Source organism: Bartonella sp. AD328YNZD, assembly GCF_042196425.1.
This window is the reverse complement of sequence record NZ_JBHIQG010000138.1, coordinates 1-2,334: the sequence shown is the minus strand read 5'-3', so window position 1 is coordinate 2,334 and position 2,334 is coordinate 1. Positions and strand designations below refer to the sequence as shown.

Here is a 2,334-nt window from a genome sequence, read left to right as displayed (position 1 = left end):
AAACCACGAATTAATCCTGGATCACGGAATCGTACATCAGCTTTAGCTGGGTGAACATTAACATCTACTTCAGCAGGTGGGAGATCAATAAAAAGAATAGCGACAGGATAACGATCACGGGGCATAACATCAGCATAAGCACCTCGGAGTGCACTCCATAGAAATTTATCACGCACGGGACGCCCATTAACATAAGCAAATTGATGTAGGCTGTTATTTCGGTTAAAAGATGGCAAACAAGCAAAACCCGTTAAGCGCACTGCTTCGCGTTCAGCATTCAGTGCAATGCTATTAGGGGCGAATTCCTTTCCCATAATTTGCGTAATACGTTGTAATTGTCCTTGAGTATTATTTTCTGTAGCAGACAGTTCTATAGAAGTTCTGTCTAGTCCTGAAAGAGAAAAGCGGATATGTGGAAATGCGATAGCAATTCGCTTAATCATATCGCTAATAGCATTTGTTTCAGCCCGATCAGTTTTCATAAATTTTAATCGTGCCGGTGTGACAAAGAAAAGATCACGAACTTCAACAATTGTTCCAGGATTTGCAGCAGCTGGCTTGGGGCCTACAATTTTTCCTGCAGTAACGGAAATTTCAGCAGCGCTCTCAGCATTTTTTGTTCGTGAAGTGAGTTTAAGTTTTGCAACAGAACCAATAGAGGGGAGGGCTTCTCCTCTAAACCCAAGGAAGCAGATATTGTGTACATCATCGGTAATCTTTGAGGTACAATGGCGAGAAACTGCTAGAGTTAACTGATCTGCAGGAATCCCACAACCATTATCACTAACTTTGATAAAATTTTTTCCACCACTTGCTGTAATGATTTCAATGCGCGTTGCATCAGCATCAATAGCGTTTTCAACAAGTTCTTTGACAACATTTGCTGGTCGTTCAATAACTTCACCAGCGGCGATTTGATTAATAATATTTTCGCTAAGATGGCGTATAATCATAATAAATTCTAACAGGAATCTTAAGGGTTTATAAGAAATTATGATAACACCATTTGCGCGACATTCAAGAATAAGAGAGCATGAAAATATTATTTTTACAATACCTCTTGTTTACTTTTAAAGAGAGGCAAAATGTTCTTCATTATTCAAAGTATTTTATTTTATGTTAACAAATCAGTTTGAAAAAAACAAAAAAAATAGTTTTTATCACCTTAAAAATGGCTTGCACCAAGGGATCATCTAGGTCAAAAAGAAATACAGTAAAAAGGGAAGGCAATATATGGCGCGTATAAGCGGTATTTTAGCAGATAGTGATATACAAGCTTTGATTGATAATAACTTTCTCAAGGCTCAGTATCCATTTGATAGATCTCAAATACAACCAGCAAGCCTTGATCTTCGTTTAGGGGAGAAAGCTTATCGTATACGTGCTTCTTTTATGCCGGGTTCTGATGCAAAAGTTTTGGATAAGCTTGAACGGTTAAAGTTGCATGAGTTTGATTTACAAGACGGAGCCGTTTTAGAAACGGGGTGTGTTTATATTGTTCCTCTTTTGGAAACTTTAGCTTTACCAGAATTTTTATCTGCTGTTGCCAATCCCAAAAGTTCCACGGGGCGGTTAGATGTTTTTACACGTGTCATTACGGATAATGCTCAGGAATTTGATAAAATTTGTGCTGGTTATCATGGTCCACTTTATTTGGAAGTTAGTCCACGAACATTTCCAATTTTGGTACGTACTGGCTCACATTTATCACAGCTTCGGTTTAGAAAAGGGCAAAGTTATTTAAATGAAATTGAGTTGCACACTTTGCAAAGGCAAGAAACACTGATATCGGAAGATCTTCCTAATATTAGTGCTGATGGTATTGGACTTTCCATTAATTTAAAGGGAGATGAAAACGGGCTTATAGGTTATCGTGGTAAACATCATACAAGCGTTATTGATATTGATAAACGCGCCGTTGCTCACGTTTTAGATTTTTGGGAACCTCTTTTTGATCGAGATCACAGAGAGCTAGTTCTTGATCCTGATGAGTTTTACATTTTAGTTTCACGAGAGTCTGTTCATGTGCCTCCGCTTTATGCCGCAGAAATGACTCCTTTTGATCCTTTAGTTGGTGAGTTTAGGGTGCACTATGCAGGCTTTTTTGATCCAGGATTTGGGCATATGGAAGCGGGTGGAAAAGGAGCAAGAGCGGTTTTAGAAGTGCGAAGCCATGAAGTTCCTTTTATCTTAGAGCATGGCCAAATGATTGGTCGTTTGGTCTATGAACATATGCTTAATCGGCCCTCAACCCTTTATGGACATGATGTTGGATCACATTATCAAGCACAGGGTTTAAAGTTGTCTAAGCATTTTAAATGAGTTGGAAACCAC

Annotated in this window: 2 protein-coding genes; one reads left to right on the top strand and one right to left on the bottom strand. The window is 38.6% G+C overall.

What is annotated here, in order from left to right:
* The coding region (gene mutL / locus ACFIO3_RS07350) for a DNA mismatch repair endonuclease MutL (RefSeq protein ID WP_375704257.1) at positions 1 to 953 on the bottom strand (953 nt) is incomplete at its 3' end.
* A gap of 280 nt (positions 954 to 1,233) precedes the next feature.
* Here mutL and ACFIO3_RS07345 point away from each other — a divergent pair.
* Positions 1,234 to 2,322, top strand: coding sequence for a 2'-deoxycytidine 5'-triphosphate deaminase (locus tag ACFIO3_RS07345; protein WP_375607382.1), 1,089 nt, complete (start codon positions 1,234 to 1,236; stop codon positions 2,320 to 2,322).
* The last annotated feature ends 12 nt before the right edge of the window (positions 2,323 to 2,334 follow it).

Excerpts from the sequence above, each read along its gene's own strand:
- ACFIO3_RS07345 (WP_375607382.1), top strand. The coding sequence starts at position 1,234 with ATGGCGCGTATAAGCGGTATTTTAGCAGATAGTGATATACAAGCTTTG.